Here is a 26341-nt window from a genome sequence, read left to right as displayed (position 1 = left end):
ATGACTGTCGCTTAGTAATGAAAGTTTGCTAAGTTTTCACAGAAAAATATCATGCCAAGATAGTGATTAATACTGCAAAAGTGGAGTAACAACTTTGGAAGCACGCGTAATCGGTCTGGAAAAATTAGGTAAACACGACGTAGAAATCGTGGGCGGTAAAAACTCATCTCTAGGCGAAATGATCAGCCATTTAGCAAATGCTGGTGTATCAGTTCCAGGTGGTTTTGCAACAACTGCTGCAGCTTACCGTGAATTCCTTGAGCAAAGTGGTCTAAATGCCAAAATTTCAGCCGAGCTCAAACAACTCAATGTTGACGACGTAAATGCACTTGCTGAAACTGGTGCTAAAATCCGTCAATGGATCGTTGATACTCCGCTTACTCCAGCACTTGAAAAAGAAGTTCGTGATGCATTCGCAACTCTTTCTAACGGCAACCCTGAGATCGCGGTTGCCGTTCGTTCATCTGCGACTGCAGAAGATTTACCAGACGCATCTTTTGCAGGACAACAAGAGACTTTCCTAAACATCCGCGGGATTGATAACGTCTTAATCGCGATTAAAGAAGTTTTTGCTTCACTTTATAACGACCGCGCAATTGCTTACCGTGTACACCAAAACTTCGATCATGACATCGTTGCTCTTTCTGCTGGTGTGCAACGTATGGTTCGTTCAGAGACTGGTGCTGCTGGTGTAATGTTTACACTGGACACTGAATCTGGTTTCCGTGACGTTGTCTTCATTACTGCATCTTACGGTTTAGGCGAAATGGTCGTTCAAGGCGCTGTAAACCCTGATGAATTCTATTTATCTAAGCCACTTTTAAATGCCGGTAAACACGCAGTATTGCGTCGTAACCTCGGCTCTAAGCACCAAAAAATGATCTACGGTGAAGAAGGCTCTGCAGGTAAATCAGTTGTTGTTGTGGATGTTGAAAAAACTGAACGCCAACAATTTGCTTTAAATGATCAAGAATTACAAGAACTTGCTAAGCAAGCGTTAATCATTGAGCAACACTATGGTGCGCCAATGGATATCGAATGGGCGAAAGACGGTGATGACGGTCAAATTTACATCGTTCAAGCACGTCCTGAAACTGTGAAAAGCCGTGAGAATGTCGGCACAATGGAACGCTACCTATTAAAACAAAAAGGTACAGTTCTTTGTGAAGGTCGCTCAATCGGTCAACGTATCGGTTCTGGTAAAGTCCGTATTGTTAATTCAATCAAAGAGATGGACAAAGTCCAAGATGGCGACGTTCTTGTTTCTGACATGACCGATCCTGATTGGGAACCAGTTATGAAACGTGCTGCTGCGATCGTTACAAACCGTGGTGGTCGTACTTGTCATGCCGCGATTATTGCACGTGAACTCGGTGTTCCAGCGATTGTTGGATGTGGTAACGCAACAGAAGTACTTGTTGATGGTCAAGAAGTAACTGTTTCATGTGCTGAAGGCGATACAGGTTTCATTTACGAAGGCGCTTTAGATTTCGAAGTTCAACGTAACTCGATTGAATCTATGCCAACACTTCCGTTCAAAATCATGATGAACGTTGGTAACCCTGATCGTGCATTTGACTTCGCTCAAATTCCAAACGAAGGTATTGGTCTCGCACGTCTAGAGTTCATCATCAACCGTATGATTGGTGTTCACCCTAAAGCATTACTCAATATTGACAGCTTACCTCGCGAAACACGTGCAGCTGTGATGACCCGTACTGCAGGTTACTCTTCACCGATTGAATTCTACGTTGAAAAACTCGTTGAAGGTATTTCTACACTTGCTGCTGCATTTGCTGATAAACCTGTCATCGTACGTATGTCAGACTTCAAATCAAATGAATATGCGAACTTAATCGGTGGTAAGTTATACGAACCTGAAGAAGAAAACCCGATGTTGGGCTTCCGTGGTGCAAGCCGTTATGTTTCTGACAACTTCCGTGACTGCTTCGAATTAGAATGCCGTGCATTGAAGAAAGTTCGTGATGAAATGGGTCTAACTAACATTCAAATCATGATCCCATTCGTCCGCACAGTCGCTGAAGCAAAACGTGTTATTGAACTTCTTGCTGCAAATGGCTTAAAACGTGGCGAAAATGGTCTTAAAGTGATCATGATGTGTGAATTACCAACTAATGCTCTACTTGCTGAACAATTCTTAGAGCATTTTGATGGCTTCTCAATCGGTTCAAATGACTTAACTCAGTTAACGCTTGGTCTTGACCGTGACTCAGGCATCGTTTCTCATTTATTTGATGAACGCGATCCAGCAGTAAAAGCACTTCTTTCAATGGCGATTCATGCATGTCGTAAAGCAGGCAAATATGTGGGTATTTGTGGTCAAGGACCATCAGACCACCCAGATCTTGCTCGTTGGTTAATGGAACAAGGTATCGAATCTGTTTCACTCAACCCAGACTCAGTTTTAGATACATGGTTCTTCTTATCTGAAGAAAAGACTAAACAAGCTTAATAAACTATGTTAAAAAAAGACCCACTCATGGGTCTTTTTTTTACCCCATTATTTTTAGTAATTTTTGAGAAATTAGGTTTATGCAAATTTACTTGGCGAGAAATAATCAACAAGCTGGACCGTATACGGTAGAGCAGTTAAATCAAATGCTCTCGAGCCAACAAGTTTTACTCACAGACTTGGTCTGGCATCAAGGTATGACTGAATGGAAAGCTTTAGGTGAACTCACTCAAGGAAAATTATATTACCAACCTGAAGGCTATCAACCCACTCCACCAGCACAACAAAGCTATTCAAATCCTTCAATTTCGAGTGTCAATGTTCAAAAAAATACTGCACAGCAAGAACTTGCCTCAATTGGATCACGATTTTTAGCTAAACTCGTTGATCTGGCGCTGTGGTTGCCTGCCATGGTGATTCCATCATTCTTTATGCAGGAAGAACAAGTTGCTCAATTGACTGAACTTCAGCAAAAAATGCAGAATGCTAGCTCATCAGATCAAGCAATCAAATTACAGGAACAGTTATTTACATTGATTCCAATGGAAGCTTGGCAAGCAATGTTGGTTTACATTGTATTAATGCTAGCTGCTCAAGCATTTTTAATTGCGAAAAGTGGTCAGAGTTTAGGAAAAAAAGTAGCAAAAATTCAAATTGTTGATGCTGAAAATGGACAGCAAGTAAACTTAATGCGCGCATTCACATTGCGTAGTGTGATTTTTATTGTATTGAATTTACTCTTTATGCCATTCATTACCATCATTGATCATGCCTTCGGTCTAAGTCAAAAAAGACAAACTTTGCACGATAAATTAGCAAAAACTAAAGTCATAAAACGATAATTTTTATCTTAGGGGAGCAAATGCTCCCCTTTGTTTTGCCTCTGTTTTCATACCAAAAGTAATTAATTCTTCAACCAATTCCGACCAAACAAATTGGGTTTAATCCTTATATTTAAAGGCACTTTACATATAGCTTAGTTGGTCGTTATAGGGCATAATGCCCTACAACGTAGCGGTGTCATATGACTGAAATTCAGTAAATGTCATTTTCTGTTTTTCAATCATGTGACACTATAATCGCTATCCCATAATTTTATTAGGGAATGGGACTCTTCACCGAGGTTGTAAAATGAGACAAACAATTTTAGCTGTATTGTCTTTATCAACGCTTGCCGTGCTCTTAACAGGGTGTGGCGGTGATATGGTACTTCTAAACTCAAAAGGTCCAGTAGCACAAGGTCAATCTGATCTTATGATGACTGCGATCTACCTCATGCTATTGGTAGTAATTCCATCAGCATTGATGGCTTTATGGTTTAGTTGGAAATATCGTGCGTCAAATAAAGATGCAGACTATAAACCTACATGGGCACACTCTACTATTATTGAAATCGTAGTGTGGGGTATCCCGTGTATTATTATTGGTATTTTAGCGTATTTAACATGGTGGGGCTCACACAAGTATGACCCTTATCGTCCGCTAGAATCAGAGAAATCACATTTAACTATTCAAGTTATTGCTGAACAGTTTAAATGGGTTTTTGTTTACCCTGAACAAGAAATTGCAACAGTTAACGAAGTTCGTTTCCCAGAAAAAACTCCGATTAATTTCAATATCACCTCTAACTTCACAATGAACTCTTTCTTCATTCCTCAGTTAGCTGGTCAGATTTATGCAATGGCGGGTATGCAAACTCAACTTCACGTCCTTGCGGATAATGAAGGTGTATACCGTGGTTTCTCTTCGAACTATTCAGGCTATGGTTTCACACAAATGCGCTTCCAGGCTCATTCTGTTTCAGAAGCTAAGTTCGCTGAATGGGTGTCTGCAGTAAAAGCTGGTAACGGTACTTCAATTAACCCTGAAGCTGTTCAAAAAACAGTTTTAGACCAAGCTGAATTTGCAACCTTGCGTGATGGTAACCGTTCAGAGAAACAAATCGCTGCGATGGTTCGTAACGCTAAAACCGATCTAGAGAAGCAACAAGCTGAAATTGCTCAAAAAGAAGGTCCATATAAGGCACATCCTCATCCTGTGACTTACTACTCTTCTGTTGAAAAAGGCTTGTTTGAATCAATTATCAACAAATACATGGCAAACTACCACGGTGCAGATCACTCAGCTAAAGCTGAAAGTCATGCTGTAGTTGCTGATGTAAATGCTGAACCTGCTTCTTCAGTTGTAGGGGAATAAGACATGAGCTTCTTAGGTAAGTTAAGTGTAGATGCTATCCCGTACGATCCAATCGTACAGGTAACAGTGTTAATGATGATTTTAGGTGGTATTGCAGTATTTGCCGGTATCACTTATTTCAAAAAATGGGGCTACTTGTGGAACGAATGGTTCACATCTGTAGACCATAAAAAAATTGGTATTATGTACCTTATCGTTTCTGTGATCATGTTATTACGTGGTTTCGCGGATGCGATTATGATGCGTCTTCAATTGTTCCTTGCAAAAGGCGGCGGCGAAGGCTATCTACACCCTGAACACTACGACCAGATTTTCACCGCACACGGTGTAATCATGATTTTCTTCGTAGCGATGGGTCTTGTAGTGGGTATGATGAACATTTCTGTTCCACTACAAATTGGTGCGCGTGACGTAGCATTCCCATTATTAAACTCTTTAAGCTTCTGGTTATTCGCTGGTGCTGCAGGTTTGATGATGGTTTCTCTTGCGCTTGGTGAGTTTGCGGCAACTGGTTGGATGGCTTACCCTCCTCTTTCAGGTATCGAATACTCTCCTGGTGTTGGTGTTGACTACTATATCTGGGCACTTCAGATCTCTGGTCTTGGTACACTTCTTACTGGTGTTAACTTCTTCGTTACCATCATTAAAATGCGTGCTCCTGGCATGGGTCTTATGGATATGCCGATCTTTACGTGGACATCTTTATGTACTTCAGTATTGATCATCGCATCATTCCCAGTGTTAACTGCAACAATTGCAATGTTAACGCTTGACCGTTATTTCGGTTTCCACTTCTTTACAAATGACATGGGTGGTAGCCCAATGTTGTATGTAAACTTGATTTGGACATGGGGTCACCCAGAAGTTTATATCTTGATCCTACCTGCATTCGGTCTATTCTCTGAGATTACTTCTGTATTCTCTCGTAAGACATTGTTTGGTTACAAATCAATGGTATATGCAACGATCGCGATTACAGTTCTTGCATTCGTAGTATGGTTACACCACTTCTTTACAATGGGTTCAGGTGCCAACGTTAATGCGTTCTTCGGTATCATGACCATGATTATTGCGATTCCTACAGGTGTGAAAATCTTCTCTTGGTTATTCACAATGTATAAGGGTCGTATTACCTTCACATCACCAATGTACTGGACAGTTGGCTTCTTAGTGACTTTCGGTATCGGTGGTTTGACTGGTGTACTTATGGCGGTTCCACCTGCGGACTTCCTTGTACACAACTCACTATTCTTAATCGCTCACTTCCATAACGTAATTATTGGTGGTGTTGTATTTGGTATGTTTGCTGGTATTACTTTCTACTGGCCGAAAATGTTCGGTTGGCAGTTAAGTGAATTCTGGGGCAAAGCATGCTTCTGGTTCTGGTTCTTCGGTTTCTACTTCGCGTTCATGCCATTGTATATCCTAGGTTTCATGGGTATGACTCGTCGTCTAAACTCGTATGACAACCCAGACTGGGATCCATATGTTGGTATCGCATTATTCGGCGCTGTATTAATCGCAATTGGTATTGCTTGTTTCATCATGCAAATCATTGTTGGTTTCTTACAACGTGAACAAACTCGTGACGTTACAGGCGATCCATGGGATGCACGTACGCTTGAATGGGCGACTTCATCTCCAGCTCCATTCTATAACTTTGCAGTACTGCCTCAAGCGAACGGTATCGACCGCTTCTGGACTGACAAAGAAAATGGTGTAGCTTACGCACGTCCTGCTAAATATGAAGATGTTCATATGCCAACTAACCGTGCTGCGGGTGTACTTATTGCACTGATCATCACTGTTATGGGCTTTGCACTTATCTGGCACATTTGGTGGTTAGCGATTGTTTCTTTCGTTTCTGCAATCATTGGCTTTATCTGGAGCTCATTCACGAAGAAAGTGGATTACTATGTTCCAGCTGCTGAAGTAGAACGTATTGAAAACGAACGTTATGCGTTACTCGAAAAACACTTGAAGAAGGACTAAGGATATGGCTGAAGTACTTCATCACGAAAACCACGAGCATGATGAACATCATCACGATGATACAGACATCACGGTCTTTGGTTTTTGGACTTACTTGATGAGTGACTTGATTTTATTCGGTACACTCTTCATCGCGTTCGCTGTATTAAGCAGTCATATTCCACCTGGCACTCCAAGTGCAAAGGATCTTTTTGCAGATTCTTTAGGTTTCGTTTTAACTGAAACTTTCGCACTTTTGATTTCATCAGTGACATTTGGTTTTGCGGTACTTGCTTCTTACAAGAAAAATGTTGGTCAAGTTCTAACTTGGTTAGCAGTTACATTTGTATTCGGTGCAATCTTCATCGGCATGGAACTTTATGAATTTAATCATTTAGTTCATGCTGGTCATGGACCAAGCGTGAGTGCGTTCTTATCTGCGTTCTTTACTTTAGTTGGTACGCACGGTATTCACGTAACTTCTGGTTTGGTATGGATGATCGTGTTGATGATTCAAATCAAAAAATATGGTTTGACTACAATCAATACTCGTCGTCTTGCTTGCCTAAGCTTGTTCTGGCACTTCCTTGACATCGTATGGATCTGCGTATTCAGCGTAGTGTACTTAATGGGAGTATTATAATGAGTCATGATCATAATGCTGCTGGTGCATCACACGGTAACGTAAAGCAATACACAATCGGGTTTGTACTTTCTGTTTTATTGACTGTAGTTCCATTCTACATGGCAATGAATACTGATAGCTTCAGCCGTGGTGCAATTATTGCTGTTATCGGTATTACAGCTGTTGCTCAGGTACTTGTACAATTAGTTTACTTCTTGCACATGAACTCATCTTCAGAGCAACGTTGGAACGTGATTGCATTTATCTATACAATTCTAACTATTGCTGTTCTTTTAGTTGGTTCTGTATGGATCATGAACTACTTACATTCAAACATGATGATCTAAACTGATTGTCATGTTTAAAAAGTACTTATTCCTGACTAAGCCAGGAATTCTCTTTGGTAACTTTGTTACCACTTTGGGTGGCTACTTTGTAGCCACCCAAGGTTCAGTAGATTTCCTTCTCCTGCTTCTTACCCTCATTGGCACTACCCTCGTAGTTGCATCTGGATGTGTGGTCAATAACGTTATTGATCAAGACATCGACCAAAAAATGCAGCGCACACAAAATCGTGCGTTAGTTAAGAAAACCATTTCTGTTCAAATTGCATTAGCTTTTGCTTTGCTGTTAGGCATACTCGGTTTTGGCATTTTATGGTTTTGGGTAAATGCGTACGCTTTTTTATTCGCAGTTATTGGTTTTGTCGTATATGTTGGTTTTTACAGCTTATGGACAAAACGAACAACGATCCACCAAACTGTGGTCGGTAGTATTTCTGGTGCAGCTCCCCCTGTCATTGGATATACAGCGGTCGCGAATCAATTCGATTTAGGTGCGCTACTCATTTTCTTGGGTTATGCATTTTGGCAAATGCCTCACTCATGGGGAATTGCAATTTATCGTTTTGATGATTACAAAAATGCGGGTATTCCGATTCTTCCTGTTGCGCGCTCGATTGTTCGCACCAAGATCGAATCGCTGATTTACATTGTGCTATTTGCAATCTCAATGAACGCTTTATTTGTATTTGGCTATGCAAATTGGCTTTATTGTATAATTCTCAATGTATTGACTGTTTATTGGCTATATTTAAATATCATTGGATTTAAAGCTGAAAATGATCAATTATGGGCAAAGAAATATTTTTTATTCTCTGTTCTCCTAATTACGATTATTAGTATTTGCTTTAGTTTTACTGCTACTGCATCAATAAACAATCTTGTCATTTTTTAAAAGATAGAGAAGCCTCTATCTTTTTTTTATCTTCGCTTTAAGCAGTCTATAAATATCTATACTCAACACTACCTTCAAATACTTTCTAAAAGTAAGTTAATTTTCAAAATTAAATATTCCAATTTATTTTCTTCGTCGTTATATTTTGCTTTATTTTTCTTGTAATCCCCTGCCGACATCCTTACAATACAGCTTCGCATTTTTTGCGACACATTAAGTTTTTTTGAAACCAATAAAATTTATTTGTGACTCCTTGCTTCTAACAAATGCGTTAGGGGCTGCATAAAACCGTAAGGAGCTGACAATGCGTCACTACGAAATCGTAATTCTGGTACATCCAGACCAAAGCGATCAAGTGGTAGGTATGGTAGAACGCTATATCTCTCACATTAAAGATGCTGAAGGTCAAATTCACCGTCTTGAAGATTGGGGCCGTCGCCAATTGGCTTACCCAATTAACAAAATTCACAAAGCGCACTACATTTTAATGAACGTTGAATGTAACCAAACTACGCTTAATGAATTAGAAGAATTATTCCGTTACAACGATGCTATTCTTCGTAACGTTATTATTCGTCGTGAAAACGCAATCACTGAAGAGTCTTTATTGGCTAAGAGTGCTGAAGAAAAACGTGCGCGTAAAGCTCAACGTGAAGAAGCACAACAAGCTCAAGACTCTGCTGAAGCATAAGGAGAACATCAATGGCACGTTTCTACCGTCGTCGTAAGTTCTGCCGCTTTACAGCTGAGAACGTTACATATATCGACTATAAAGATATCGATACTTTAAAACAGTACATCACTGAAAACGGCAAGATTGTTCCTAGCCGTATTACAGGTACTAAAGCTCGTTACCAACGTCAATTAGCTCTTGCTATCAAACAAGCTCGCTACTTAGCGTTGATTCCTTACACTGACAATCATAAGTGAGGTTGAGCTGTGGATATTATCTTATTACAACGCATTAAGAACCTTGGCAAATTAGGTGATAAAGTTTCAGTTAAAGCTGGTTACGGCCGCAACTACTTAATCCCTCAAGGTAAAGCAGTTGCTGCTACTGAAGCTAACACTGCTGCATTTGAAGCTCGTCGTGCTGAACTTGAGAAGCAAGAAGCTGAAGTACTAGCTGCTGCTCAAGCACGTGCTGACCAATTGAACGAAGTAAATATCGTAATCACTGCGAAAGCTGGTGACGAAGGTAAACTATTTGGTTCTATCGGTACTCGTGACATCGCTGACGCGTTGACAAATGCTGGTCTTGAAGTTGACCGTGCTGAAGTTCGTTTACCGAACGGTGCACTTCGTCACACTGGCGAATTCAACATCGCAATCCAATTGCACCATGATGTTGTTGCTGAAGTTCTCGTTACTATCGTATCTGAGTAATTTTATGCAAAGAAAAAGAGCATGCATCTGCATGCTCTTTTTTTATCCCTAATAATTATAAAATTTTATTTAGCAAGCTGAAATTTGGACTTAGTTTTTCATTTGTTATCGATATTATTTGTTGCACTGTCTTGATTGTGCATTTTGCATTAAGATAAGTCTCCCCTATTCATTTTCGTAATTATTGTAAATCAAGGTTTTATATGTCTCAGGCGACTGCCAAAAAAAATACGAATAACACTGAGTTAGATTTGCTAAAGAGCGAATCTTCAGCACTCAAAGAGTTTCGTACGCCTCCGCACAATCTTGCTATTGAACAGGCTGTTCTTGCCGCACTCATGACAGTAGCTGAGTCATTCGAACAGGTCAGCGATATATTAACCGAGAATGATTTTTACGCGACTCGACATAAATATATTTTTAGAGCAATTGAAAAACTTTCTAAAGAAAGTTCACCTTATGATGCCGTATTGGTCAATGATTGGTTAATCAAACAGAACCTGCTTGATGCGATTGGTGGTGAAGAATATTTAATGCAATTGATGGCGGATTCTCCATCAAGCTTTTATAACCTTGAAACTTATGCCAATAAAATACGTGAATTTGCAACTTTGAGAAATATGATCAAAGTTGGTAATGAAATTCTACAAAATGCTTATGACACGAAAGGCCGAGAAGTCAGTGAAATTTTAGATTTAGCAGAGACCAGTATCTTTTCTTTGGCTGAACAACACAATAACAATGCTAAAGCTCAAGGACCAAAAGCAATTAATACCGTTGTCGCAGATGTATTCGATAAACTCAACGAATTATCACAACTTGATGGGAATATTACAGGTCTTACCACAGGATTTGTGGAGCTTGATAATAAAACATCAGGTATGCAAGCTGGAGATATGATCGTCGTTGCTGCCCGTCCATCAATGGGTAAAACAACTTTCGCAATGAATTTAGTCGAAAGTGTGCTATTCAATTGCAACCTTCCTGCTCTCGTATTCTCCATGGAGATGCCTGCTGACTCTATTGCCATGCGTTTAATTTCCTCGTTTGGTAAAGTGCATCAAGGACATTTGCGATCTGGCAAATTAGATGGCGAAGAATGGAACAAGGTCACAGGAACGATTCTTCAACTGCAAGAGAAGCATCTCTATATTGATGATTCTTCTGCCCTTCCACCGACTGAAATGCGCGCACGTGCAAGACGTATAGCCAAACAACACGGTGGTAAACTGGGTTGCATCATGGTCGATTACCTGCAGTTAATGAAAGTACCAGGTATGGGTGATAACCGTGTGGGTGAAATTGGTGAAATTTCTCGAAGCTTGAAAGCATTGGCGAAAGAGATGCATTGCCCTGTGATTGCACTTTCGCAGCTTAACCGCTCACTCGAAAACCGTCCAAATAAACGTCCTGTGATGTCAGACTTACGTGAATCAGGAGCAATTGAGCAGGATGCCGATTTGATCATGTTCATTTACCGTGATGAGGTATATAACAAAGAATCTAAAGAAGCAGGAACTGCCGAAATCATTATCGGTAAACAACGTAATGGTCCAATTGGTACCGTTCGACTCGCTTTTGAAGGTCAATATACGCGTTTCAGTAATCTATCACCTGAATATTATGCGCAAAACCAAGAAGAAGAGTAATTTTGCTTTGATAAATTCGTAGTTGAGAACCCACGAATTGATCTGACCACAATTATCTTTTTTTATTTTAAAAGATTTAACCTTTCCACATGCCTCTAGGAGTAAATTAGAGTGCGCCAAGCAACGGTTTGTATTGACACACACGCATTGCAATACAATTTAAATCGCGTGAAACAAATTGCACCAAACTCTAAAGTTGTAAGTATGGTGAAGGCAAATGCTTATGGTCATGGCGTTTCAGACTGTTTAGCCGCATTGAGCCAGTCTGATGCTTTTGGCGTTGCATGTTTAGAAGAAGCACTTGAAATACGTGAATTAGGTTTTAAACAATCTATCACATTAATTGAAGGTGTTTTTTCTGAAGATGAAATGCAAATTGCGATTGACCAACATATTGAAGTAATCGTTCATCATCATCAACAACTGCAGTGGTTGTTGCAAGTTAAAGATGCTTATATCGCCCGAAATCTAAAAGTATGGGTTAAACTAAATAGCGGAATGAACCGCTTAGGCTTCAAAATTGATGTAATCAAATCGATTATTCATCAATTAAAAAATGAAGGTTTTACCTGTGTACTTGCAATGCATTTTGCTAATGCAGATGTTGATCACCCTTTAAATGAACAACAAATATCTCAATTTCTTGAAGTAAAACAAGATTGTGCACCAATTTTAGCTTCGTGTTGTAATTCAGCAGCAATTTATAAATACCCTGAATTGCATTTTGACTATGTTCGTCCTGGTATTATGCTGTACGGCGCAACGCCATTTGCAGATCGTGGCGTCCACGCTCTAGATTTAAAACCTGTCATGACATTCAGTGCTGAGATTATTGCACTTAATGCCATTCAATCAGGTGAAGCTGTAGGTTATGGCTCAACCTTTGTTGCACAGCGACCTATGCAATTAGCAATTGTCTCGATCGGATATGGTGATGGGTATCCAAGAACTTTTATTCGTGAGAATTCGGTTTCACTAGATGGTCAATTAACCCCAGTGATTGGCAGAGTTGCCATGGATATGATTGCCATAGATGTCACTGATCTCAACGCGAAAATTGGTGATCCAGTAGAATTATGGGGTAAACATCGTTTAGTGGATGATGTTGCTGAAGCGAATGGTACGATTGGTTATGAGTTGTTATGTCGATTAAGCCAACGTCCGAAGCGTCTCAAAATGTAATGAGCAAATTAAATCAACGTAATGCTAAACAGCATTACGTTGTAGTTCATTAAAATCCGTATCCTGAGCGCGTGTCAAAAATCGAATTAAATAATCAGCTTGATCTTGTGTAAACTGTGTAGGCGTAAATTGACTAAATCCCATATCTATTAAAGCCTGCTTCACTGGACTTTGTCGTCCTACAAACTTCATAGACCATTCTTGAAATTGTTTTTTTTCAATATTTTTTCGCTGGAATAGGCGAATTTGATGATGGCGTTTATCCTTGTGAAGCTTTTGCAACAATATATCTAGTGTGGTTTCATCACCCTCTAGACATTGAAAATAGTGCCCATCTGCATAATATAGCGCTCCAGAAATTTTATGCTCAAAATTGAAATGACGGGCTTCATTCAAGATTTCACGAACATCAATCAATAAGCGACTTGCATCTGCAGTCGACACACTCGCATAACTGAACTGTTGCATTGCTTCCCCTAATTTTTATAGTAATGATTTAATATTCAATGCAACTCAATTTAATCTAAACTCAATCATAAAGCAAAATTATTGCCAATAGTCTTCTGTTGGCCGTGGCAAACCGTTCAATCCTTGACGCAAAGTATCTGACCAAAGTTTACTAATTGATGAGAAATATGGATCATCATCATGAATACGTTTAGACAATGGAATTGCAAAACTATCTTTTTTATAAATACATGCATCTAGTGGTAAGCCCACAGAAACATTAGATCTAAGGGTTGAATCAAATGAAATTAAACCGCATCTTAATGCTTCATCTAATTCAGTATTGTAATTTAATGCACGATCTAAAATTGGTTTACCGTATTTACTTTCCCCAATCTGAAAAAAGGGCGTATCTGACGTCGCATTGATAAAATTACCCTGAGGATAAATATTATATAACTGAATATCCTCCCCTTGAATTTGACCAGAAAGTAAAATCGTACAGTGATAATTACTTTGCTCTAGTTGATCAGTAGTCACATCCATAATGACACGCTTTAAAGTATGACCAACCAATTCAGCCATCTCGAACATGCTATTCACACTATACAAATTAGGTTCGTGTTTTAAATCTAGCTGATTCTGTAAATGTCCTATAACGGCTTGTGTCGTCGCCAAATTACCCGCAGTTTGTATACTGATAAAACGCTCACCCTCAACACCGAAAAGATAGAGTTTACGAAAGACAGAGATATGATCTACACCTGCATTTGTTCGCGTGTCACTGATACAAATTAAGCCATCACGTAAACGCATAGCACAACAATAGGTCATTGAAATCTCTCTTCTAAATTTTGTTCTAACACGGTAATACCTGAACGATGGTCGTCATACTCTCCACGCCACCAGCCTCTCGCACACCTCTGATAGGTGCAACGTCCCAATAATCACGCCCTAATGCAATATAAATGTGTGAACTTGGCGTATAGAGCTGATTGCTAACATCAAATGTATACCAAACTCCATCTATATAAGCTTCAGCCCAAGCATGGCTCGCCAAATGACTCATTTCTGGAACGTAAAGATATCCAGAAACATAACGCGCAGGAATATTTAACTCTCTACACATACCTACAAATACATGAGTATGATCCTGACATACCCCTTGTTGATGATGGAATGCATCTATTGCCGTAGTATTCACTTGAGTAGAATCTGAAATATATGGCATATGCTCAAGCAATGCATAACTTAAATGTTTTAATTCATCACGAGTCTTTTTACTCACATGCTGAGCTGCAAAAGCTTTCATTTCAGCATCACATTGAGTCGCTGGGGTAATTTGTAGAAAAATACCGACTGGCACTTCTGACTCAATAGCTTGTTCTGAAACTGTATCGATTTCAATAATGCCCTGCGCCATAATACTTAAATTTTGATATGCATAGCGTTGAGTCGAAGTGATCCAAATATTATTAAAGGCATCTTTTGCTTCGACCGTATGACCAGGAATACTCACTGACCAAGCATCTACTTTTTGGTGAGCATTACATTGAGGACACATTCGTATATATTGGATACTATTTTTTGCCGTTTCCGTATATTGATAATGGGTTTGATGATTAATCATCAATTTCATGCATCCACCTCAAATAAACATTGCACCTGATCATTCAATTGGTAAAAGCTATTAGCATTTGGATGCGCTAAAAGATGTTGCCAAGCCTCATCTAAGCTGTCCCATCCTTTAGACTTCAACAGTTCAATCACAACACTTAAAGAATTGATTGTAGAATTAACATCCTGATTCAATCTTATTTCACGATCAAGATTTTCGAAATATTGTCCTAGACTAAAAAACAGAAAAATGTCTTCATTTTCAGCTTCTAGAATATCGCTACACTCATCAACAACAGTACAAATTAATCCTGCATTTTGTGTCGCTGTATCCACCATCTGTTTTAATTCTGAATAAGCCTGAACTGACAATACACCACGTAAATCTTGAATATTATTTTTCACATATTCAAATTGTTGAAAAAAAGAAGCTGGCTGATCATTACTCAGAATCAGCTCATTGAGCGAACACGCATTAAAAGCAGGTAAGCAAAAAGCATGGGCATACTGCAATGCTTGAACATCATCTTGAAATGGAAACTGACCACATAAATGTTGAATACGAGATAAATAACGGCCAACCCAGTAAATATTTTGCGCATTGCTGTTTAATATAATCATGACAAGCTCCTGGTTGTATATTTATGAATGTAGCGGATCTATAACCCACGTATCTTTAATGCCACCACCCTGTGACGAATTTACAACTAATGACCCTTCTTGCATCGCAACTCGGGTTAAACCTCCCGGCACGATTTCTGTACGATACGGTGAACTTAAAATAAACGGTCTTAAATCAATATGGCGTTCAGCGATGCCGAATTCAGTTAAAGTGGGAGCGACTGAAAGCGCTAAAGTTGGTTGTGCAATGTAAGCATGCGGCTGTGCAATTAACTTTAATCTAAATTGTTCAATTTCTTGTTCGGTCGCTTTAGGACCAATTAACATGCCATAACCGCCTGAACCTTGCGCCTCTTTAACCACTAACTTTTCTAAATTACAAAGTACATAATCGAGTTCTTCACGTTCACGACATTGGTAAGTCGGTACGTTATTTAAAATTGGCTTCTGGTTTAGATAGTAATTAATCATTTTATCGACATAAGGATAGATTGATTTGTCATCTGCTACCCCCGTGCCAGGCGCATTCGCAATCACGACATTGTGTTGTAAGTAAGCAGACATTAGGCCAGGTACACCTAATGTACTGTCTGGCATAAAACACAATGGATCAAGAAATCCATCATCTAGGCGTCGGTAAATTATATCGACTTGTTTTTTACCCCAAACGGTTTTGGCATAGACCTTAGCATTTTCAACGAATAAATCCTGACCTGTAACTAGAGGAACATCCATCTCACGTGCGAGGAAACAATGCTCATAATATGCACTGTTATATCGGCCGGGTGTAAGCACCACGATAAATGGTTTATATACTTCAGCATTTTCCTCGAGTATTTGTCTTAAAAGTTGAGGATATTGCTCTACACCTTGTAAATTTGATGACTTACAAAGTTCGGGCATCATTTTTTCACTAATTTTTCGACTTTCCAACATATAAGACACGCCTGATGGTGTTCTTAAATTGTCTTCTAGTACGAAGAAGTCACCTTGCTGATCACGAATAATGTCGATTCCGCTAATTTGACTATAAACTTTACCTTTCAATGAATGTTTATACATCAATGGTTGGTATGCCTCATGAGTGAGCACTTGCAGCTCAGGCACTAAACCATCTTTTAAAATCGCCTGATTATGGTAAATATCATCTAAAAAAAAGTTCAATGCTTGCACCCTTTGTGCACAGCCTTGCTCTATTTTGTGCCATTGTTGTTTGGCAATTACACGTGGAATTAAGTCATAAGGAATAATACGATCTGTACCCTCAGCACCACCATAGACTGTAAATGTAATGCCCTGATAGAGGAAATGTTCCTTCGCTTGATGATTTAATGATTTCAGCTCATCCAAGCTTCTTTCACATAACCAATTTTCGATTTTGCTAGATGCCTCTAAGCCAATCGTTTTATCATCTAAAAGTTCATTATAAAATTCAGATTTAAGTTGATCGAACAAGTACGCAGTGCTGTTTTGTTTAACTTCGATCTGCATAGATTTTTCAAAAGCTTCGACGGTATGATCAGCCTTAAAATTTGCGAGAATTGAAGTGGTATCTTTTTCCTCTTTTAGCATACATACCTCTTAATTGTTATCAATTGTAAACAAAATTAAGCAATTTCAATGCCAAAAATTTACCTATTCATCTATTAATGCCCCATTTTTGAAGCATTCACAACGAAAAATGGCCTAAAGATGTATCGAAATATAGTCAATAGCTTCACTTTCCATGCTTGCTTATCTCTTAAAGATTTTTTATTGTGTGTTTGAAAAATATTTTCTCTTTATTCATTAGTTGATTATGTCCTCTCAAGAAAAAGAAACATCGAATAGCTTATATCGACAGTGGCAAATTCTTTCACGTTTAACCACTGGCAAATGGATGGGTACACGAGAGTTGCAAGAGACCCTGCAAAGAGAAGGTATTGAAATCAGTTTAAGAACCATTCAACGTGATTTAAATCAAATTTCTCAAAGATTTCCTATTGAGAGTAATAAAACTGTACCACAAGGTTGGCGTTGGCGATCAGATGCCCCAATTCAAAGCTTGCCGCATATGACCAGCTCACAAGCGGTCACCTTTATGATGGTTGAAGAGCATTTGAAGCATTTGCTTCCTCCAAGTTTAATTGAGGAGATGAACCCTTGGTTCGAGCTTGCAAAACGCAGCTTATCTACACAAAACAACGTACGTCAGTGGATTAACCGTGTCCGTATTGTCCCTGCAAGCCAGCCCTTGATCCCTCCTGTTGTAGAGAAACATGCGCAGCAAGCCATTTATGAAGGTCTATTACAAGATAAACAGATCGAATGCATATATCGTGCGCGTGGACCTGAAAGTGAAGAACGTGGTTATACCTTAAACCCGCTCGCATTGGTTCAAAAGGGTTCAATCATTTATTTGATTTGTACTCGACATGACAAATCAGAAGTTCAAACCTTTGCTTTACATCGCTTTAAATCTGCAAAAGTTCTAGAACAACGCGCCTTACACCCTGTTGACTTTGATATTGATGCTTACATTGAATCTGGTGCGCTCGGCTTTAGAGTTGATTTCAATAAACCCACTGAGCTCGTTCCACTCGAACTCTTTATGAATAAAGCTGATGCACTTTACTTTTCCGAAAGCCAACTCAGTAAAGATCAATCCATTACACAAGTATCCGATGATCTCTTTAAAGTGGTGGCTAATGTGCCATTTACTTCACAATTGGTTTGGTGGCTCAGAAGCTTCGGCAAAAAAATCATTCGTATAGAACCGCTCGATGTATTTAACGCCGTTCATGAAATTGAAAATTAAAAAAGAGCCAAATTGGCTCTGAAGATTTTTTATTATCATATTTTCAGTATTGCGCTGATTTCTTATTGTGTTGAGTTTAAATACGTGAACTAAACTCCCCTTTAGCCCACGTACACTTTTCAATGTCGTTGGATTATGATTTACATCGTGCAGCATGCAATTTCATAACCATTATAACGAATACGCTTCATCGTCATGGCCTTTCCTCTTTGTTGTGAACGTAGAATCAATATAACGACATCAACTTGGATTGAGAAATAATCATAATTTCTTTATTAATCTCTATTCTTGTTAAACGTAAATAATAAATTATTTATCTTATTTATGAATAAATCGTTATATGAGGATCAAAAAAACCCGCATCAAGCGGGTTTTTTGGACTGCAACAGGCTTAAGCAGATTTTTTAGTTTGTGCATTCTTACGAATCGTAATCATCACCAATTGAACAGCAGCAGGTGTAACGCCCGGAATACGACTTGCTTGAGCGAGAGTTTCAGGGCGAACTTCTTTGAGTTTCAAAGTAATTTCACGAGATAAACCAGATACCACGTCATAATTAAAATCAGCTGGAATCTTAGTCTCTTCTAAGCGCTTCATTTGCGCAACATCCTGATGCTGACGGTTGATATAACCTTCGTATTTCACCGCAATCTCAATTTGGTCACCCACTTGAGCAGAAACATCAGAACCAGTAAGTTCCGCAATTTGAGCAAAAGTAATGTTTGGACGTTTCAATAAATCAATTGCTGAACATTCTTTAGAAAGATCCGCACCTGTCATTTCAACGAATTTTTTACCCATTGGATTGTTTGGTGCAGCCCAAAGATGTTGCAAACGACCTGTTTCACGCTCAACCGCTTCCATTTTTTCACAATATGCTGCCCAACGCTCGTCATCCACAAGACCCATTTCACGACCGATTGGCGTCAAACGTTGGTCTGCGTTATCTTCACGAAGCATCAAACGGTATTCCGCACGTGAGGTAAACATACGGTACGGTTCTTTCGTACCTAAAGTGATTAAGTCATCAACCAATACACCCATGTACGCTTCATCACGCTTCGGTGTCCATTGCTCTTGATCCCACGCACGGCGTGCAGCGTTCAGGCCTGCAAGTAATCCTTGTGCACCTGCTTCTTCATAACCAGTCGTACCGTTGATTTGACCAGCGAAGTACAAGTTATTAATCGCTTTAGTTTCTAAAGTAAATTTCAACGCTTGTGGATTGAAATAATCATACTCAATGGCATAACCCGGACGAAGAATGTGCGCATTTTCCATACCACGGATTGAGCGTACTAACTCGAACTGCACATCAAACGGTAAAGATGTAGAAATACCATTTGGATAAAGTTCATGTGTATCTAGGCCTTCAGGCTCTAAGAATACTTGATGAGAATCTTTATCGGCAAATTTATGAATTTTATCTTCGATTGACGGACAGTAACGTGGACCTACACCTTCAATCACACCAGTATACATCGGTGAACGGTCTAGGCCGCCACGGATAATCTCATGTGTTTTGTCGTTGGTATGCGTGATATAGCAGTTGACTTGCTCTGGGTGCATAGATGCATCACCCATAAATGACATCGTTGGTGATGGGAAATCACCCGGCTGTGGTGTCATCACAGAGAAATCTACAGAACGTGCATCAATACGTGGTGGCGTACCTGTTTTTAAACGACCTACTGGCAATTGAAGCTCACGTAAACGGTGCGCTAAAGAAATTGAAGGTGGATCACCTGCACGACCGCCGCTTGATTTCTCAAGACCAACATGAATCACGCCACCCAAGAATGTACCAGCGGTTAACACGACTGTTTTCGCATCAAAGCGAATCCCCATTTGTGTTACCACACCTTTAACGGTATCGCCGTCAACAATGAGATCATCTGCTGCTTGTTGGAAAATATCAAGATTGGCTTGGTTTTCTAATGTTTCGCGAATAGCCGCTTTATAACGTACACGGTCAGCCTGCGCACGCGTTGCACGAACTGCAGCACCTTTACGTGAGTTCAGAATACGGAACTGAATACCACCCTTGTCTGCAGCGAGTGCCATCGCACCACCTAAGGCATCAATTTCGCGAACAAGGTGTGATTTACCAATACCACCAATCGCTGGGTTACAGCTCATCTGCCCTAAAGTCTCAATATTATGAGTTAAGAGTAAAGTCTGTCGACCCATACGTGCCGCAGCAAGCGCTGCTTCTGTACCAGCGTGTCCGCCACCGATAACAATGACATCGTAAACTTTAGGATAATGCATAGTGGTATATGAGGAGATAAAAATAATGACAGAAAATTATAGCAAATTTTGTTTGCCTTGAGACAATCGAGAACAATTTAATTCTAATTTTTTTGAAGTCCAATAATATAAACCATATTGATATTAAAATTTATAAATTTTGCAGATTTAAGTGATTTTTTAACAATTTAGAAAATTTATTTACAGCATTGCCCTTCCATTGATTTGACTATTTTTTCAACATATTCCTGTCATATTTTTTAACAAGAGTATACGAACATGAAAGTCCAGTTATTTACGATGTCAATGTTATGTTGTTTGGGTCTAAGCGTAAGTAGTATGAGTATTGCGAATGACAAAGTTGATAATGCCTATAATGCCAAACAATTCCAAAGCGTATGTAAGGGTAAAAGCGAAGGCGATGCTGTCAGCTTCCCGTATAAAGGAATCATTTGGAATGGTACTTGCCAAACTCAATTTTTCCCTACCCAAAGTAAAGATTTGAAAGGCAATGAAGAGCAGCTTAATTCAGCTTGTAAGTCTGATGCAGCGAGTGTTTCCGTGAATATTGAAGGTCAAGAATATAAAGGCAAATGTGCACTCGGATATGCGCCACCGATGCCAAAAGCGTCTTAACCTATTTTTTTAAATTCGACCGTTTATGCAACCAATTGAAAAATTTGTTGCTTTTATTTATTGATAACGATAAAACCAAATTAAAAATAACGATCTATTTATAAATAGCACAACAAAATTCAGGATGAATTTATGGACACAGGGATCCTTACGATTTTTTTACCTTTAGCACTTGCAATTGTGATGGCGGGTTTAGGACTTGAACTCACTGTTCAAGATTTTCTACGCGTTCGTAAACACCCTAAAGCAGTGCTCATCGCATTATTTTCCCAACTCGTCATTTTGGTTGGCGTTGCATTTATTATATGTAAAATACTCAATCTATCGCCTTACTTGGCTGTCGGCTTAGTGTTGCTTGCTGCCTCACCTGGGGGGGCGACAGCCAATCTGTTTAGCTATTTATATAAAGGTGATGTTGCCCTCAACATCACCTTGACTGCGATTAATGCCATTATTGCTGCAGTGACCTTGCCGCTGATCGTGAATTTTGCAATCACACATTTCATTCAGGATTCAACTCAAATTGGTCTGCAATTTAGTAAAATTTTACAAGTGTTCGCCATTATTCTTATTCCAGTTGCCCTCGGTATGTTTGTGCGCTACAAATTTCCAAATGTTGCAACCAAACTAGAAAAACCAGTGCGTATTTTTGCCGTTGTATTCTTAGTGTTAATTATTGTCGGTGCAGTACTTTCTGAACGTGCCAACATTATGAATTATCTTGCTCAAATTGGTTTGGCAACAGCGTTATTTTGTATCGCAAGTCTTAGCGTTGGTTATTTTCTACCACGCTTCTTTGGTGTACCGAGTTTTCAAGCAAGAGCGTGTGCTTTTGAAATTGGTATCCATAACAGTACTTTGGCCATGGCGATTGCAATCACGATAATGAATAGCAGCGAAATTGCGATGCCAGCAGCTGTTTATTCAATCTTTATGTATATCTTCGCTGCTATTTTCGGCATGTTGCTGAATCGTTTTGCACCATTAGACCATCCGGCTGAGTTAACTCGAAACCACTCACAAATTAACTGATATTAATTGAGTTAACCAACTCATCTTAAAGGCACTGTAATCGTGCCTTTATTTATGCTTCAGGTTTTATCTGCATTCTTAAAGCGAATACAGTACAATGCTAACTCTCGTATTGCATATTTAGGTTTTTTTACTGTGAAGTGGTTACAAATCCATATTACTGTCGATCAAGCACAAGTTGATTTTACTGAAACATTATTATTATCTCTTGGTGCAGTCAGTGTGACGCTAGATGATGCAGAAGATCAAGCGTTATTAGAACCACTTCCAGGTGAGACTCCGCTTTGGAACAAAGTCATCGTAACGGGTATTTACGCTCAAGAAGATGATGAAGAAATCGATGTCGTCGCACTAGAAACTTTCATTAAAGACCAGATGCCTGAAGCGCCTTTACGTTATGAGTTTATCGAAGATCAAGAGTGGGAACGCACTTGGATGGATGCATATGAGCCAATTCAAATTGGTGAAAAATATTGGATCGTGCCTGAGTGGATGGAAGCACCTGAAGCGGATGCGGTCAATATTAAATTAGATCCAGGCCTAGCTTTTGGTACAGGTAATCATGCTTCAACATTCCTCTGCCTACAATGGTTAGGTAAAACCGATGTAAAAGACAAAATCGTCATCGATTACGGCTGTGGTTCTGGCATTCTAGGTGTTGCTGCCCTATTGCTTGGTGCAAAAAAAGTATATGCGACAGATATTGATCCTCAAGCTGTACTCGCTACACAACAAAATGCTGAATTAAATGGCGTGCTCGAAAATTTATATGTCGGCTTACCTGAAGAATTTAATCAAACACTTGGTGAGCAAAAGGCAGATGTATTTGTCGCAAATATTCTTGCTGGCCCACTGATGGCGCTTGCTGAGGAGTTTTCAACACTCATTCAACCTGAGGGTGAATTCGCACTAGCCGGTATTATTGAAGAGCAAGTTGATGATGTTTCTCGTGTTTATGCTGAATTTTTTGATATATTAGACAAAGAAAAGCGTGATGAAAATTGGTACCGTCTTTCTGGGAAACGCCATAAATAAGTAGAGCTTAATTTAAGATATGAGTGATAAACAAACCCGCTGCCCAAATTGCTCCACAATTTACAAGGTATCAGTCACCCAGTTAACTGTTGCCGAGGGTATGGTTTGTTGTCCTAAATGTTCTGCTGAGTTTAATGCGCTTCTACATCTATTCAATCCTCAACCGAAAGTGATTGAACCTTTAATCACAGAAGCACAAGACAGTACCGCACCATCTGAAGATGTAATTGAACCCAAACAAGAACAACACCTATTGGATATTTTCGATCGTAAAGTTGCAAATTCAAACATAACCTTGCGTACGTATTTAAATAACTTAAATACGTTCAATCATGATCCGATTACCAACTACCCTTCTTTAAATCTTTCATCATCAATCCATGCCAATAGCCAATCGAAACCAAGAACTAGGCTTTATATTGCGACATGGGCGATCGTAAATACAATTTTAGCGTTATTACTGGTTTTTCAATTTTTATGGTTTAACCCAAATGTATTGCAACGCTCACCTGCGCTAAATCAGGCATTTATATCAGCATGTAACTTATTTAATTGTGACACGCTTGATGAACGCTATACCCATATAAAAGTACAAGACCTCAATATTGAGTCAACATCAGCGATCTCCACTGTTTTTTCAGGTCACTTGGTGAACGAATATAGCAAAGGGCTAAAACTGCCTCTCTTGAAAATAAGCATTTTTCAACAAGGTAAATTGATTTCATCCTCTATTAAAGCACCCAATGAATATTTAGTAGAAAGTTTGCATGGAATTACACGAATTCCTCAAGACAGTCCATTTGGTTTCAAATTTAGTATAAATTTTTCTCAATCTGAGTTTGACAATTATAAATTGGAAGTTATACGACCATAAGATCAAAAAAAACGATAAAAAAATTAAAAAAAATGTAGTTTTCTTGCTCACTTTTTCATAGACAATGGTATGATACGCGCCACGAAAGCTTTGTACCGCAAACTCCTCGCAATTTCTCAAAATAAATACAGTTCTGTTCATGTGCTTAATTTTTTTATTCAGCGCATCAGGGATGTTTTTTGTTTTATGTGGAACCGTAACAAATATTAAACTATTGTTACGCTTATTTTTCACTCAATTGCTCTAGTTGTGGCAAGCTAATTGTTCTTGTTTTAGAGTCGACCGTTTTAGGACCTAAAACGGAGCTCGTTTTTTTTATTTTGACCACAAAATCACTTTTACCCTAAGTGATTATTGATTCTCGGATTAACTCGCATGAATAGCAAATCTCCTATTTTTACTGCACAATCTGATGTCGCTCTTCGTATTCACGTAGATCGCGCAGTTCGCCATTATTTTGCACAATTGCAAGGCGAGCAACCATCTCAAGTTTATGACATGGTTTTAGCAGAAATGGAGAAACCTCTTTTATCTGTAGTGTTAGAATATACACGTGGCAACCAGACTCGCGCTGCTGAGATTCTAGGCCTTAACCGTGGTACTTTACGTAAAAAGTTGAAAGCTCACGGTTTAATGAGTGAATAAATGATAAAATGCTTGCGGCTTCCGCGGGCATTTTTTTTACCTGCTATTTAGCTTTTTTGTTTTAATTCTTGATAACTGTGACTAAATCATGACTATTAAACGCGCATTAATCTCTGTTTCTGATAAAACAGGCATTGTTGAATTTGCCCAAGACCTTGTTGCTCTAGGGGTAGAAATTTTATCTACTGGCGGTACTTATAAGTTGTTACGTGACAACAATATTGCTGTAGTCGAAGTTTCAGAGCACACTGGTTTCCCAGAGATGATGGACGGACGTGTAAAAACACTTCATCCGAAAATCCACGGTGGTATCTTGGCTCGTCGTGGTCTAGATGAAGCTGTGATGGCTGAACACAACATCGATGCGATCGATTTAGTTGTGGTAAACCTTTATCCATTTGCTGCAACTGTTGCAAAACCTAACTGCTCACTTGCTGATGCAATCGAAAATATCGACATCGGTGGTCCAACGATGGTTCGTGCTGCTGCGAAAAACCATGCAGCTGTTGGTATCGTTGTAAATGCATCTGACTATGCGACTGTAGTTGCTGAGCTTAAAGCTGAAGGCTTACTTTCTTATGCAACTCGTTTTGACTTAGCAGTTAAAGCATTTGAACATACTGCTCAGTACGACGGTATGATCGCATCTTACTTAGGCGCTCGCGTTGGTAAAGAAGAAGGTCAAGCTGATCAATTTGCACGTACATTCAATACGCAATTAAATAAAGCACAAGATTTACGTTACGGTGAAAACCCACACCAATCTGCTGCATTCTATGTTGACCCTGCTGCAACTGAAGCATCTGTTTCTACTGCTAAACAGTTACAAGGTAAAGAACTCTCTTATAACAACATCGCGGACACTGACGCAGCTTTAGAGTGTGTTAAATCATTCGCTAAACCTGCATGTGTAATCGTAAAACACGCAAACCCATGTGGCGTTGCAGTCTCTTTAGAAGGCATTAAAGCTGCATATGATTTAGCTTATGCAACTGACCCAGAATCTGCATTCGGTGGCATCATTGCATTCAACCGTGAATTAGACGTTGCAACTGCACAAGCTATTGTTGATCGTCAATTTGTTGAAGTGATCATTGCACCAAGCGTTGCTGAAGGCGTATTAGAAGTTACTGGTGCGAAGAAAAACGTACGTGTACTTGTATGTGGCGAATTACCAGCAATTGACGAACGTGCTGCACAGCTTGACTACAAACGTGTAAATGGCGGTCTATTGGTTCAAGACCAAGACTTAGGCATGATCACTAAAGATGACTTAAAGGTTGTGACTAAACGTGCACCAACTGAACAAGAAATCGATGACATGATCTTTGCTTGGAAAGTTGCGAAATACGTTAAATCAAACGCGATTGTTTATGCTAAAAACCGTCAAACGATTGGTGTGGGCGCAGGTCAAATGAGCCGCGTAAACTCTGCTCGTATTGCTGCGATCAAAGCTGAACATGCTGGTTTAGTCGTTGAAGGTGCAGTAATGGCATCTGACGCATTCTTCCCATTCCGTGATGGTATTGATAACGCCGCTAAAGCAGGTATCAAATGTATTATCCAACCGGGTGGTTCAATGCGTGATGAAGAAACGATTGCTGCTGCTGACGAAGCAGGTATTGCAATGGTGTTCACTGGCATGCGTCATTTCCGTCATTAATTAAT

The 26341-nt window shown here is 39.4% G+C and carries 25 protein-coding genes; 19 read left to right on the top strand and 6 right to left on the bottom strand.

Annotation, left to right across the window (positions count from 1 at the left end; all coding sequences use genetic code 11):
• The first annotated feature begins 94 nt into the window (after window positions 1–94).
• From ppsA to alr, 12 genes are all read left to right on the top strand, one after another.
• The gene (gene ppsA, locus AC1M84_RS01810; protein ID WP_035267067.1) at window positions 95–2473 is read left to right on the top strand and encodes a phosphoenolpyruvate synthase; all 2379 of its coding nucleotides are present in this window, start codon (window positions 95–97) and stop codon (window positions 2471–2473) included.
• Window positions 2474–2553: 80 nt separating this feature from the next.
• A complete protein-coding gene (locus AC1M84_RS01805; RefSeq protein ID WP_092766178.1) occupies window positions 2554–3315 on the top strand; it encodes an RDD family protein in 762 nt (253 codons plus the stop codon).
• Window positions 3316–3604: 289 nt separating this feature from the next.
• Window positions 3605–4669: a ubiquinol oxidase subunit II gene (cyoA, locus tag AC1M84_RS01800; RefSeq protein ID WP_481594302.1), complete on the top strand. Its 1065-nt coding sequence runs from the start codon at window positions 3605–3607 to the stop codon at window positions 4667–4669.
• A gap of 3 nt (window positions 4670–4672) precedes the next feature.
• Window positions 4673–6661, top strand: coding sequence for a cytochrome o ubiquinol oxidase subunit I (gene cyoB, locus AC1M84_RS01795; RefSeq protein ID WP_180027639.1), 1989 nt, complete (start codon window positions 4673–4675; stop codon window positions 6659–6661).
• Between the two features lie 4 nt (window positions 6662–6665).
• Complete coding sequence (gene cyoC / locus AC1M84_RS01790; RefSeq protein WP_180027638.1) at window positions 6666–7283, top strand: cytochrome o ubiquinol oxidase subunit III; 618 nt, start codon at window positions 6666–6668, stop codon at window positions 7281–7283.
• The gene (gene cyoD / locus AC1M84_RS01785; RefSeq protein ID WP_171076771.1) at window positions 7280–7612 is read left to right on the top strand and encodes a cytochrome o ubiquinol oxidase subunit IV; all 333 of its coding nucleotides are present in this window, start codon (window positions 7280–7282) and stop codon (window positions 7610–7612) included. Before cyoC ends, cyoD begins: the two co-directional genes overlap by 4 nt.
• A gap of 10 nt (window positions 7613–7622) precedes the next feature.
• Window positions 7623–8501 (top strand): heme o synthase, encoded by an 879-nt coding sequence (cyoE, locus tag AC1M84_RS01780; protein WP_481594301.1) that lies wholly within the window; start codon window positions 7623–7625, stop codon window positions 8499–8501.
• A gap of 304 nt (window positions 8502–8805) precedes the next feature.
• The gene (gene rpsF, locus AC1M84_RS01775) at window positions 8806–9192 is read left to right on the top strand and encodes a 30S ribosomal protein S6 (RefSeq protein WP_035267614.1); all 387 of its coding nucleotides are present in this window, start codon (window positions 8806–8808) and stop codon (window positions 9190–9192) included.
• Window positions 9193–9203: 11 nt separating this feature from the next.
• Entirely contained in the window at window positions 9204–9431 is a 228-nt protein-coding gene (gene rpsR, locus AC1M84_RS01770; RefSeq protein WP_004719336.1) for a 30S ribosomal protein S18, read from the top strand.
• 9 nt (window positions 9432–9440) lie between these two features.
• On the top strand, window positions 9441–9887 hold the full coding sequence (gene rplI / locus AC1M84_RS01765) for a 50S ribosomal protein L9 (protein WP_035267617.1): 447 nt from the start codon (window positions 9441–9443) through the stop codon (window positions 9885–9887).
• Window positions 9888–10090: 203 nt separating this feature from the next.
• Window positions 10091–11536, top strand: coding sequence for a replicative DNA helicase (dnaB, locus tag AC1M84_RS01760; RefSeq protein WP_035267619.1), 1446 nt, complete (start codon window positions 10091–10093; stop codon window positions 11534–11536).
• A gap of 111 nt (window positions 11537–11647) precedes the next feature.
• Entirely contained in the window at window positions 11648–12718 is a 1071-nt protein-coding gene (gene alr / locus AC1M84_RS01755; RefSeq protein WP_481592978.1) for an alanine racemase, read from the top strand.
• A 24-nt stretch (window positions 12719–12742) separates the two neighbouring features.
• Here the strand turns inward: alr and AC1M84_RS01750 are convergent, their stop codons facing one another.
• From AC1M84_RS01750 to AC1M84_RS01730, 5 genes are all read right to left on the bottom strand, one after another.
• Window positions 12743–13186 carry a BLUF domain-containing protein gene (locus AC1M84_RS01750; protein ID WP_092766172.1) on the bottom strand — a complete coding sequence of 148 codons (444 nt, stop codon included), beginning with the start codon at window positions 13184–13186 and terminating at the stop codon, window positions 12743–12745.
• Window positions 13187–13264: 78 nt separating this feature from the next.
• Complete coding sequence (locus AC1M84_RS01745; RefSeq protein WP_035267625.1) at window positions 13265–13999, bottom strand: proteasome-type protease; 735 nt, start codon at window positions 13997–13999, stop codon at window positions 13265–13267.
• A 25-nt stretch (window positions 14000–14024) separates the two neighbouring features.
• Complete coding sequence (locus tag AC1M84_RS01740; RefSeq protein WP_092766171.1) at window positions 14025–14804, bottom strand: transglutaminase family protein; 780 nt, start codon at window positions 14802–14804, stop codon at window positions 14025–14027.
• Entirely contained in the window at window positions 14801–15403 is a 603-nt protein-coding gene (locus AC1M84_RS01735; RefSeq protein WP_092766170.1) for an alpha-E domain-containing protein, read from the bottom strand. Before AC1M84_RS01735 ends, AC1M84_RS01740 begins: the two co-directional genes overlap by 4 nt.
• A 21-nt stretch (window positions 15404–15424) precedes the next feature.
• A complete protein-coding gene (locus AC1M84_RS01730) occupies window positions 15425–16975 on the bottom strand; it encodes a circularly permuted type 2 ATP-grasp protein (RefSeq protein WP_481594300.1) in 1551 nt (516 codons plus the stop codon).
• A 226-nt stretch (window positions 16976–17201) separates the two neighbouring features.
• On the opposite strand from AC1M84_RS01730, the gene AC1M84_RS01725 reads away from it, so the two are divergent.
• Complete coding sequence (locus tag AC1M84_RS01725) at window positions 17202–18200, top strand: helix-turn-helix transcriptional regulator (protein WP_481592976.1); 999 nt, start codon at window positions 17202–17204, stop codon at window positions 18198–18200.
• A 391-nt stretch (window positions 18201–18591) separates the two neighbouring features.
• Here AC1M84_RS01725 and mnmG read toward each other — a convergent pair whose 3' ends face one another.
• Window positions 18592–20472: a tRNA uridine-5-carboxymethylaminomethyl(34) synthesis enzyme MnmG gene (gene mnmG / locus AC1M84_RS01720; RefSeq protein WP_481594299.1), complete on the bottom strand. Its 1881-nt coding sequence runs from the start codon at window positions 20470–20472 to the stop codon at window positions 18592–18594.
• A 258-nt stretch (window positions 20473–20730) separates the two neighbouring features.
• Between mnmG and AC1M84_RS01715 the strand changes: the two genes are divergently transcribed.
• The 6 genes from AC1M84_RS01715 to purH all read left to right on the top strand — a co-directional run bounded on the left by AC1M84_RS01715 (window position 20731) and on the right by purH (window position 26336).
• Window positions 20731–21087 carry a hypothetical protein gene (locus AC1M84_RS01715; RefSeq protein WP_035267631.1) on the top strand — a complete coding sequence of 119 codons (357 nt, stop codon included), beginning with the start codon at window positions 20731–20733 and terminating at the stop codon, window positions 21085–21087.
• A gap of 132 nt (window positions 21088–21219) precedes the next feature.
• Window positions 21220–22119: a bile acid:sodium symporter family protein gene (locus tag AC1M84_RS01710; RefSeq protein ID WP_035267632.1), complete on the top strand. Its 900-nt coding sequence runs from the start codon at window positions 21220–21222 to the stop codon at window positions 22117–22119.
• 135 nt (window positions 22120–22254) lie between these two features.
• The gene (prmA, locus tag AC1M84_RS01705) at window positions 22255–23154 is read left to right on the top strand and encodes a 50S ribosomal protein L11 methyltransferase (RefSeq protein ID WP_180027873.1); all 900 of its coding nucleotides are present in this window, start codon (window positions 22255–22257) and stop codon (window positions 23152–23154) included.
• Between the two features lie 19 nt (window positions 23155–23173).
• On the top strand, window positions 23174–24028 hold the full coding sequence (locus tag AC1M84_RS01700) for a DUF3426 domain-containing protein (protein ID WP_481594298.1): 855 nt from the start codon (window positions 23174–23176) through the stop codon (window positions 24026–24028).
• A gap of 375 nt (window positions 24029–24403) precedes the next feature.
• Window positions 24404–24673: a DNA-binding transcriptional regulator Fis gene (gene fis, locus AC1M84_RS01695; RefSeq protein WP_001086304.1), complete on the top strand. Its 270-nt coding sequence runs from the start codon at window positions 24404–24406 to the stop codon at window positions 24671–24673.
• Between the two features lie 88 nt (window positions 24674–24761).
• The gene (gene purH, locus AC1M84_RS01690; protein WP_481594297.1) at window positions 24762–26336 is read left to right on the top strand and encodes a bifunctional phosphoribosylaminoimidazolecarboxamide formyltransferase/IMP cyclohydrolase; all 1575 of its coding nucleotides are present in this window, start codon (window positions 24762–24764) and stop codon (window positions 26334–26336) included.
• Window positions 26337–26341: the final 5 nt, after the last annotated feature.

The sequence above is a fragment of the Acinetobacter sp. 24-47-66 genome, from assembly GCF_056779755.1.
This window is presented reverse-complemented; position numbering and strand designations above follow the sequence as displayed.

Coding starts and splice junctions, on each gene's coding strand:
- AC1M84_RS01805 (WP_092766178.1), top strand. CDS start 2,554: ATGCAAATTTACTTGGCGAGAAATAATCAACAAGCTGGACCGTATACG.
- cyoA (WP_481594302.1), top strand. CDS start 3,605: ATGAGACAAACAATTTTAGCTGTATTGTCTTTATCAACGCTTGCCGTG.
- cyoB (WP_180027639.1), top strand. CDS start 4,673: ATGAGCTTCTTAGGTAAGTTAAGTGTAGATGCTATCCCGTACGATCCA.
- cyoC (WP_180027638.1), top strand. CDS start 6,666: ATGGCTGAAGTACTTCATCACGAAAACCACGAGCATGATGAACATCAT.
- cyoE (WP_481594301.1), top strand. CDS start 7,623: ATGTTTAAAAAGTACTTATTCCTGACTAAGCCAGGAATTCTCTTTGGT.
- rpsF (WP_035267614.1), top strand. CDS start 8,806: ATGCGTCACTACGAAATCGTAATTCTGGTACATCCAGACCAAAGCGAT.
- rpsR (WP_004719336.1), top strand. CDS start 9,204: ATGGCACGTTTCTACCGTCGTCGTAAGTTCTGCCGCTTTACAGCTGAG.
- dnaB (WP_035267619.1), top strand. CDS start 10,091: ATGTCTCAGGCGACTGCCAAAAAAAATACGAATAACACTGAGTTAGAT.
- AC1M84_RS01750 (WP_092766172.1), bottom strand. CDS start 13,186: ATGCAACAGTTCAGTTATGCGAGTGTGTCGACTGCAGATGCAAGTCGC.
- AC1M84_RS01745 (WP_035267625.1), bottom strand. CDS start 13,999: ATGACCTATTGTTGTGCTATGCGTTTACGTGATGGCTTAATTTGTATC.
- AC1M84_RS01740 (WP_092766171.1), bottom strand. CDS start 14,804: ATGAAATTGATGATTAATCATCAAACCCATTATCAATATACGGAAACG.
- AC1M84_RS01735 (WP_092766170.1), bottom strand. CDS start 15,403: ATGATTATATTAAACAGCAATGCGCAAAATATTTACTGGGTTGGCCGT.
- AC1M84_RS01730 (WP_481594300.1), bottom strand. CDS start 16,975: ATGCTAAAAGAGGAAAAAGATACCACTTCAATTCTCGCAAATTTTAAG.
- AC1M84_RS01725 (WP_481592976.1), top strand. CDS start 17,202: ATGTCCTCTCAAGAAAAAGAAACATCGAATAGCTTATATCGACAGTGG.
- mnmG (WP_481594299.1), bottom strand. CDS start 20,472: ATGCATTATCCTAAAGTTTACGATGTCATTGTTATCGGTGGCGGACAC.
- AC1M84_RS01715 (WP_035267631.1), top strand. CDS start 20,731: ATGAAAGTCCAGTTATTTACGATGTCAATGTTATGTTGTTTGGGTCTA.
- AC1M84_RS01710 (WP_035267632.1), top strand. CDS start 21,220: ATGGACACAGGGATCCTTACGATTTTTTTACCTTTAGCACTTGCAATT.
- AC1M84_RS01700 (WP_481594298.1), top strand. CDS start 23,174: ATGAGTGATAAACAAACCCGCTGCCCAAATTGCTCCACAATTTACAAG.
- fis (WP_001086304.1), top strand. CDS start 24,404: ATGAATAGCAAATCTCCTATTTTTACTGCACAATCTGATGTCGCTCTT.
- purH (WP_481594297.1), top strand. CDS start 24,762: ATGACTATTAAACGCGCATTAATCTCTGTTTCTGATAAAACAGGCATT.